Annotated in this window: 8 protein-coding genes; 4 read left to right on the top strand and 4 right to left on the bottom strand. The window is 40.5% G+C overall.

All coding sequences use genetic code 11. From position 1 onward, the window contains the following. Positions 1 to 112, top strand: a 112-nt coding sequence (locus NWP25_RS02770) for a transposase (protein WP_280698843.1), incomplete at its 5' end; no start/stop codon positions are given. A gap of 112 nt (positions 113 to 224) precedes the next feature. Here the strand turns inward: NWP25_RS02770 and NWP25_RS02765 are convergent. Continuing rightward, positions 225 to 953: a DUF1995 family protein gene (locus NWP25_RS02765; protein ID WP_280649849.1), complete on the bottom strand. Its 729-nt coding sequence runs from the start codon at positions 951 to 953 to the stop codon at positions 225 to 227. Between the two features lie 1,067 nt (positions 954 to 2,020). On the opposite strand from NWP25_RS02765, the gene NWP25_RS02760 reads away from it, so the two are divergent. Both NWP25_RS02760 and NWP25_RS02755 read left to right on the top strand, forming a co-directional pair. Beyond that, positions 2,021 to 3,247: a succinate--CoA ligase subunit beta gene (locus NWP25_RS02760; RefSeq protein ID WP_280649850.1), complete on the top strand. Its 1,227-nt coding sequence runs from the start codon at positions 2,021 to 2,023 to the stop codon at positions 3,245 to 3,247. Between the two features lie 110 nt (positions 3,248 to 3,357). Then, on the top strand, positions 3,358 to 4,242 hold the full coding sequence (locus NWP25_RS02755) for a succinate--CoA ligase subunit alpha (RefSeq protein ID WP_280649851.1): 885 nt from the start codon (positions 3,358 to 3,360) through the stop codon (positions 4,240 to 4,242). A 13-nt stretch (positions 4,243 to 4,255) separates the two neighbouring features. On the opposite strand, the gene NWP25_RS02750 is transcribed toward NWP25_RS02755, so the two are convergent. Then, entirely contained in the window at positions 4,256 to 6,106 is a 1,851-nt protein-coding gene (locus NWP25_RS02750; protein ID WP_280649852.1) for a tetratricopeptide repeat protein, read from the bottom strand. A gap of 136 nt (positions 6,107 to 6,242) precedes the next feature. Beyond that, positions 6,243 to 7,019 (bottom strand): ABC transporter permease, encoded by a 777-nt coding sequence (locus NWP25_RS02745; RefSeq protein WP_280649855.1) that lies wholly within the window; start codon positions 7,017 to 7,019, stop codon positions 6,243 to 6,245. 284 nt (positions 7,020 to 7,303) lie between these two features. Between NWP25_RS02745 and NWP25_RS02740 the strand changes: the two genes are divergently transcribed. Then, positions 7,304 to 8,449 (top strand): DegT/DnrJ/EryC1/StrS family aminotransferase, encoded by a 1,146-nt coding sequence (locus NWP25_RS02740; RefSeq protein WP_280649853.1) that lies wholly within the window; start codon positions 7,304 to 7,306, stop codon positions 8,447 to 8,449. Positions 8,450 to 8,765: 316 nt separating this feature from the next. On the opposite strand, the gene NWP25_RS02735 is transcribed toward NWP25_RS02740, so the two are convergent. After that, on the bottom strand, positions 8,766 to 8,864 hold a 99-nt coding region (locus NWP25_RS02735), incomplete at its 5' end, for a cyanobactin biosynthesis PatC/TenC/TruC family protein (protein ID WP_280649797.1).

Below are 8,864 nucleotides of genomic sequence, written 5' to 3'. Positions count from 1 at the left end.
AAAGAGGCTGCCGTCTTTGTGGACTAGGAGTTACTTTTTTGATACTTCTGGTAAAGTTAGCACATCTAAAGTAATGGATTATATTAACGATCCACATCATGATAGACATTGAATGCAGATAAATCTGCTTGAGTCGGTTTTTCACCCCGGTTTAAAAACACGGGGCTACCAACCTCCCATATTATTTACGTGTTCATCTGTGGTTGATTCCGGCGGTGTACAAATTAGCTACTCAGGGCCTTGAAAAACCTTTGCAAACTCTTAAATACACTCGGCTTTTTGACAGGTGCAGCATTTGTGGTTGTTTGTGGTTGTCCTTCCATGAGAATTAAATCTAATTCATCACCTGAAGGTTTTTTTGATAATTCAGCAACTTTTTGGTACTCCCCATTTGTTTCTACCCATACTTCCCATAATCCCGGATAGCAGCGAAATACAGCAGTTGTATCATCCACAGGACGCAGGTAGTAACAAGATTCAATGGTACTAATGAAACGCTGGCGAGTTTGCCTAGCTGCATAACCAATACCGACCACACCGGAATCTTCTAGGCGCGGATTTAACATCACAAAAGGGCGATGGCCTATATCTTCACACAGCTTTTCCAATTGGGGAACTTCCACAGAAGTCGGGGCAATAAATAAGAAAATTTCATCCTCGGTTTCAATTTTCGACTTGAATGCCCTACCTGTGCCAATATCTAAAATTTTAAATGGTGTATCTGCCCAATCACGGTTAGCTAAGGCCGCAGCACCCGCATCAGCAAAGAAAACTTTCAGGCGAGAATCATATTCCGCAAACAAAGGTAAAAATTGCGCCGCCACGGGCATAAGTTTGAGTTCTGGAAACAGAAAATCAACTTGTAAGCGAGTGTAGCCATCTGCAAGGGCTGCTTGGGTAGCTATGCGAGATTGAGCGATGGCTTCTTCAAGACTGTTGGGCAGTTCAGACATAGTTTGTATATTAATCTGATATATTAATCTAATATATTAATCTAGCTCCTATTTTCATAGTTTCAGTCTTTTTAGCCACAGCAACACAGAGTTACAATTACGATGTCAGAGGGTATAGCCTCTAGTGGTGTGATTGCGCCGAGGGCAGCCATGGATATTGTGTTGGGTTTAAATAAGAAAAATATAGTCATATATATTCAGATATGCATTTTTTTCTCGGTGACAACCACACACAAACTTTTACTTGTGACTTTTTATCAAAATTTTCAATCTTGGTGATTATTGACAATTGAAAGTCTTCACAAGCTCATAACAATCCTCCATAATTCAAAAAAACACTTTTCTGTAAAACCTACCCAAATCTATACAGTAGTTGTAAGAGTTGTCAAAACTATATTTTGTCTAGTTATAGGTACAAATTACCACACAGTTAAAATCCCTCACTCCTAGGTCCATCCCCCTAAATTCCTCAAGGGTGACCAGGACAAAGCATCTACTTAGACATCGGTGATTATTTATGTACATGTACCTGTTGCCATTCCAGCAATAATACCTCAAAATATTGTTAATAACTAGTTGTTAGGTTTATAAGTAAGTAAAATTACTTAAACAAACTGGGGTTGAGTATGTCTACTTCTCTTCTGCCAGGATTTTTTTCAGTATTTATTATATTTATGGTCTTTTATTTTTGTTTGTGTCTTCGGTTTATACGCTGGTTTAGATTATTAATGTTGTTTAAGCATATATCAGTTACGCTAACATAGGTTTTGCTGGTGTCAACAATTTTCTATTACTAGTAAAAAATATTGGTGAACATTAGATTTTTTTGACATTAATACTGCTTTTATTATATGGTGACAATTTCACTCATCATAATATTAATTACTTAATCATGTTTTGATAGGAGAAACTGATTGGCATTGTTTACCAAATCCGATAGAATCAATACATAATAAATAAGTTATTTATGTATGAACACAGCTAAATTGTGTAATTCTAGTGCTACAAAAAGTTAAAAATAGCACCAAAGAAATGCTTTTAGAAGTGTAAATACAGGGTGCAAGTAAATGGATTTATTGGAATACCAAGTTAAAGAATGGTTTAGGACAATAGGCATTCCCGTATTGCCTTCCCAACGAATTGACCATCCTACGGATTTAAAACGCTTACAAATTCGCTATCCAATTGTACTAAAGTCCCAGGTGTACCCAGGCCAAAGAACGAAAGCTGGTGGAGTCAGGTTTGTAGAAACAACAATTGATGCCACTGCTGCGGCACAAACACTTTTCAATTTGCCAATCTGGGGAGAATTGCCGGAAGTTTTACTGGCGGAATCGAAATATATTGGTGAAAAAGAGTTTTATCTAGCTGTAGTTTTGGACACTGCTGTTTCCCGACCAGTACTTTTAGGCTGTACAGAACCCGATATTGATTGGGAATCCCCAGGGGAAAAAATGCAGCATATTGTAGTTAAACAAGAATTTTCTCCTTTTTATGCACGGCGACTGGCGTTAAAAATGGGTCTGCAAGGTAGATTAATGCAATCTGTTAGCTCCGTTGTCGAGAAGATGTACAATTTATTTGTGCAAAAAGATTTAGACTTGGTGGAAATTAATCCCTTGGCGGTGAATACTTCAGGTGAAGTGATGGCTCTCAATGGTAAGGTGAGTATCAACGAAAGGGCAATTGGACGCCATCCAGACCTAACAGAAATAGCAGTAAAAATAGCTAACCGTAATAGCAGAGGTTCAACCAACCCTCAGTTCCAGGATTGGGATGGTTTAGAGTTCCAGGGTAAAATCGGTATTTTGGGCAATGGTACTGGTTCAATGATGGCTACGTTGGATTTAGTCACCGATGCTGGTGGTAAAGCTGGTAGTTGTTTGAATCTCCGTCATGCTTTTCTCACCGATGTTTCGCCTACTACCTTTTGCTATCGTTTAGCGAAGGGGTTGAACATTTTAGCTGCTGACAAAAGTATTCAAGTGATACTACTTAACCTCCTGGGTAGTGTACCTCAAGCTCAGGAAGTAGCTGAAATTATCAGTAATTTTGTACAACATAACAAAGGCGAAATCAAATCAGGAATTGTGAAATCTAGCAGCAAAACCGCCATTGAATCTCATTCTCCGGCCTTGGTTGTCCGAATTGCTGGTTCTGAGTTCAATGTTGCTCAGCATATTTTAGCTAGGTTAAACACTCAACCTAATGCTCTGATAGTAGTAGAAAATTTAGACGAGGCAGTAGCAGCAGCTGTTCGTCTAGCCAAGCCAACTGCTGACAAAAAAATTTAAGAGAACTTTGGCTACCCCCGGTAACAACACACAAACCTTCCCCAAGGGTCTCCCTTTCAGAAGATGAATTAATTAACCACAGATAATTGCCAAAACTACCAGAAAGTTATATGAACTTAACACCACATAGCAAAGTATTAATCCAAGGCTTTTCTGAATTCATCACAGCAACTCATATTGCTCAAATGAAAGCTTATGGTACAAATTTGGTTGCTGGTGTCAATCCCGGATGTGGTGGACAGCAACTCTACAATTTGCCGATATTTGATTTGGTTCAAGAAGTAGTGGCGAGGTTTGGAGCAATTGACACAACCATTATTTGTGTACATCCATACCAAGTTTTAGATGCAGCGTTAGAAGCCATCGCATCTGATATTAGCCAAATTATCATTATCTCTGGCGGTGTGCCACCCTTGGATATGGTGAAATTACTTCGTAAAACTGAAGCGGTTGAGACCTTGATAGTAGGCCCTAACAGTCCGGGTATTATTGTCCCCGGTAAGATTCTTTTGGGTACTCAGCCCAGCGAATTGTACAAACCTGGCCGGGTGGGAATTGTCAGTCGTAGCAGCACCCTGACTTATGAAGTTGCTTGGGAATTAACTAAAGCCGGTTTGGGGCAATCAATTAGTGTCAGTATTGGTAGTGATGCCATCGTTGGTTCATCATTTTTGCAATGGCTACAAATTCTTGATGAAGATGAAACCACGGAGGCCATCGTTTTAGTCGGTCAACCCGGCGGTGACAGTGAAGAAGCCGCAGCGCGCTATATTACTGAAGCAATTGATAAACCAGTGATTGCCTACATTGCAGGTAGACACGCACCAACAGCCAAAAATTGGCGACAAAGTGGGACTTTAGCTACGGTGATTGGACGTCCTCCTAATTTTGGCACAGCACAAAGTAAATTAGCTGCTTTTCAAGAGGCAAAAGTTCCAGTAGCCGAACGTCCTTCCTTGATCCCACCCTTAGTAAAACAGGGGTCTAAGCTGTAAAATCTCACTGAAACTACATATCTTCTTGATATTTTGCCAACAATTGAGGAATGTAATCATATCCATCTACACCAATAATTGCCATGATTTTATGACGATGTTGGTTTAATAAAGTTTGGAAAGCTTCTGCCCCTATTTGTCCTTGTAAAATTGTTAGTAATCCTGCTGGTTGTCGCCATTCATTAGAAGAAATTTGCTCTAGCAGATACATTCCTAAACTGCCAGTATAAATAGCTTTGTCTGAGTTCTGCAAATTATAATAAGCTGCGGATAAATAAGCTAAGTTTCTTCCTTGGAGATATAAATCCCCGGCAACCTGGGCAGTTTTAAAACCATTTTCTAAATAGGGAATTGCGGCTTGTGATTCACCTATAACCAGATAGGCAACACCTAGGCTACTCAAACACAAAGCTTGACTTTGTATATCTCCTAATTGTTCTGATAATTTTAACCCTTGTTCCAAATAATTAATAGCTGTTTCGTAGATCTCTGTTTCTAGTTGTTCCAGCTTTTGCGCCTGCATAACTTCGCTGTAACCTAAATTTACCAGTGCATTGGCTTCTGCTATTCGCTCCCCGGATTGGCGACTGAGCATCAATGCCCGTTGACTGTAGTTAATCGCTTCAGTATAATTTTTTTCTTGTACGTAAGTACGGCTTAGGTGGTTGAGATTAGCAATTTCACAGGGGCAATCCCCTGCGTTTCTAGCTATGTCCAAGGCTTGTTGATGAAACTCAATAGAACGTTGATATTGTCCTAAAGCTCTTTGTGAATAACCTAAAATGGTCAAAATTCTAGCTTTTTCTTGGGTTCCCTCTACTCGTCGTAGTGGTTCATCGAGATAATCAAGAGCATCCCGTAAGGAATTGCCGGCAAAAGAAGCAAAAATTCCCCCGTACAAAGGAAAATATGGACGCTGGGAAAAGTTGCGGAGAATTTGCAGCATAATTTGGGAACAGCCATTAGTATATACAGCCCTGGGATGAAAACCTTTTGCTAGCTGACTCCAAATCACTGCAAAAGTCAAGAAAGTAGAGATTGACAACTTTGACCCGGCTTGGATGTTGTAAGCTTGTTGGTCGAACCAGTTCACTAAACCTCGTTGTAGGTACTGTAAAATCATTGCTAATTCTACCCAGTCACTGAGGCTAAGACTGCTTTGCTTTTGGGCAAATTCAATTGCTGATTGTTCCATTGCTAAAGTCCGAAACAGCCCTTGGGGTATATCGCTTTTAACTTGCTTTGCCCAAGTTGCCCAAGGGCCCCTTTCTCCCGAAACGCCACCAAAACCCAACTGCTGATTTTTCTCATACAACCAACTCACCAAGTGGTCTTGCAATCCTTGCCAACTGGCTAAACCACGGGTAATTCCTTGGGATATTTGCTGTAAATCAGCATTTACTTGAGAAAATTGTTGTAAAGCTTTAGCTAATTGCTGTAGTTGTGGGATATTCAGTGTTTGATTTTGATTTGGGTCAATAACACGTAAAAATATGCTCAGACGTTCATCTGGAGAAGCTGTAGTAATTTCTTTAACTGCCGAGGCAATGGTTTCTGTGGCTTTATTTTGCTGGGAATATCGCAGCCATTGACTTTGAATTGTTTTAATCGCTCTCAATTGACGGTTAGCCTTGGATTTCTTCAGTTCATCTATTTCATGATCCACTTGGCTTTGAATGCTACCGAGACGATTGCTTAACACTAATTCAAATACTTCTCCTGTGCCGCAAAGGAGATTTTTTTGCAGCATTTGGTACACCATCTCTACAGAGCTAATTTTGCCCTTGAGGGTGGATTCCACAATTTCATCAATTAAGGCGAGATAGCGATCGCTTAGGGCGACGGTTGACTGTTCACTGTTCACTGTTCACTGTTCACTGTTCCCCACACCCCACTGCCCTAGGCCTTATAGCCCATTGGCAAAGATTCAGACACTTAAGCTGGGGGGGAACGTCAATCCCTATTTTAGGATATAGTCATTGCTCATTGGTAAAATCACCTCACCTCACTAACTGAGCCGCGGAATTAAAGAACTGACGATACAATCCTCTGGTGACTAATATAGTTGTCAGCAAGTTAGCCATCGCAACCATAAAGATGATGACAATTTCGTAAGCCACAGCATCAAGAGGTGTGATTCCTGCTAATAATTGTCCGGTAGTAATTCCTGGAATAGCCACCATACCCACAAGCATCATTTGATTGAGAGTGGGTAGAAATGCCGCTCTGATGGCTTCTTTGCGGTACTTGCTCACTGCTTGCTTTGGAGTTGCACCCAAGCTGAGGTGAGTTTCTATTTCTAATGGTTGGGAGTTCATGTTACTAACAAGACGTTCCCCAGCGATGGCAGCTGCATTCATGGCATTACCTAACACTATCCCTGCTAGAGGGATTACATAACGTGGTTCATACCATCTGTCTGGTTGAATAATTAAGAAATTGACATAAATAACTGTTAAAGCAGTACTAATGAAAATTGCTCCCCATACCAAGGGCAAAACTTGGGGAATTTTGGTACTGATCCGATTTCGAGCAACCATAGCTGCGATAATCAAGATTACCGCTAAAATCGCCAAAACCCCCCAAACATTGTCTAAAGCAAAGACGAAATACAAAATGTATCCTAATACAAGTAGTTGTAAGATGGTCCTCCCTGCTGCGGTCATAATGGTTAACTCTAATCCTAAATTTTCCCAGGCGGATAAACCAATAGCCATGGCCATTGAACCTACAGCAAAAGCTAAATCAACGAACTCCAGCTTGATTAAATCCTCCATGAGTTTTCCATCTCCTGCCTTTGAAAAAACACGACAATATTTCTTCCCACTACTTAATTCCCAGTTTTCGGAATACATTAGTTCCATATCTGGGGTCTTGGTTGATATACATTACATTCTCTGTCAACCAATGCTATCCTTAATCATAAAATAATTTCAGTAAAAACCCAATTTTGATGCGTATCCAGAGCGACAGTGTTGACAAGGACTTTTGATCAAAATTCCATCAGAAAAAATTGGCTGTCCCAGACCATCTTTTGTATTTTAAGATCAAATGAAAACCCATGATCCAAAGTGTAAATTCTATTCCTGCCTTTGATATTAAGCAGCAATACCAAACCATTGCAGCACAAGTGAGCGAAGCCGTTTTAGAAGTTTTAGCCTCTGGGCGTTATATTGGCGGTCCTTTAGTAGAAAACTTTGAGCAACAGTTTGCTGCTTATCATCATGTAAATCATTGTCTAGCTTGTAATTCTGGTACGGATGCACTTTACTTAGCATTACGAGCTTTGGAAATTGGTACAGGGGATGAAGTTATCACCACACCTTTTACCTTTGTAGCAACAGCTGAAGTTATTAGTGCTGTAGGGGCAAAACCAATTTTTGTTGATATTGACATTAATACATTTAATATTGATTTACAACAAATAGCCCCAGTGATTACAGCCAAAACCAAGGCCATTATCCCAGTCCACTTATTTGGACAACCAGTGGATATGACAGCACTGATGACCATCGCTAACCGTCACAATTTAGCAGTGATTGAAGATTGCGCTCAATCCACCGGAGCAACTTGGGAAAAACAAAAAGTAGGTAGCATAGGACATATTGGTTGCTTTAGTTTTTACCCTACCAAAAATCTAGGCGGTTGCGGTGACGGTGGCGCCATCACCACCAATGATCCTCAGCTAGCAGCGAAAATGCGAATACTCAAAGAGCATGGGCAAAAAAATCGCTATTACTACGAAGAAATTGGTGTAAATAGTCGCTTAGATGCTCTGCAAGCAGCTATTCTGCAAATTAAACTGCGTTATCTTGACACTTGGAATCACCAACGACGAGCGATCGCCGCTTATTACCAACAGTTTCTCAGTCAAATTCCAGATATTATTGTCCCCCAAGAACTACCCGGGGGGTTGAGTGTATGGAATCAATATACTATTCGTATTTCTAGCACTGGGGGAATAGTGCGCCCCAACTACCGAGACTGGGTACGGAGTCAACTCCAAGAACGGGGGGTAAATTCCATGGTTTATTATCCCTATCCCTTACATTTACAGCCAGCATATCAATATCTAGGCTATCAGTCGGGACAATTACCAGTAGCTGAGTTAGTTTGTGATCAGGTGTTATCTTTGCCCATGTTCCCGGAACTGACACAGTTACAGCAAGACCAGGTGATTTATGCGGTGAAAGACAGCTTGGGGTAGAGAAGTATTACTCAGAGGTTGTTTGATACCGAACACACAAAAAACAATCAAATCCAGTCCCCTCCCCTTACAAGGGGAGGATTAGGGTGGGATCAAACAATAGTTGATACACTAACAACGGGGAATAAAAACTCCTTTACAGCAGATTTCGTTCTTATGAAGTACAAATCATAATCATAAAACTTTTGTGGGGTGGGCATCTTTCCCGCCAATACTGTGTATCACTACACCGGAAAGTGCTGTATCACCATGAGTTCTCTAAATGATAGTATTTATCCCCAATTTCTTGAAGAAATCAGGGATATCAAATCTACAACTAACACCAAATGCGACCACGACGGAAAGGTTTATCAGGCTCAGTTTGTTGGGCTTTTTGTCTAGCAATTTCCTGTGACCAAAAACCATAATCCTCTAA

The organism is Umezakia ovalisporum Ak1311 (assembly GCF_029891685.1).
GTDB classification, from domain to species: Bacteria; Cyanobacteriota; Cyanobacteriia; order Cyanobacteriales; family Nostocaceae; genus Umezakia; species Umezakia ovalisporum.
Note: the sequence above shows the minus strand (reverse complement) of the source record. Positions and strands in the feature narration are given on the sequence as shown.

Excerpts from the sequence above, each read along its gene's own strand:
- NWP25_RS02765 (WP_280649849.1), bottom strand. The coding sequence starts at position 953 with ATGTCTGAACTGCCCAACAGTCTTGAAGAAGCCATCGCTCAATCTCGC.
- NWP25_RS02760 (WP_280649850.1), top strand. The coding sequence starts at position 2,021 with ATGGATTTATTGGAATACCAAGTTAAAGAATGGTTTAGGACAATAGGC.
- NWP25_RS02755 (WP_280649851.1), top strand. The coding sequence starts at position 3,358 with ATGAACTTAACACCACATAGCAAAGTATTAATCCAAGGCTTTTCTGAA.
- NWP25_RS02745 (WP_280649855.1), bottom strand. The coding sequence starts at position 7,019 with ATGGAGGATTTAATCAAGCTGGAGTTCGTTGATTTAGCTTTTGCTGTA.
- NWP25_RS02740 (WP_280649853.1), top strand. The coding sequence starts at position 7,304 with ATGATCCAAAGTGTAAATTCTATTCCTGCCTTTGATATTAAGCAGCAA.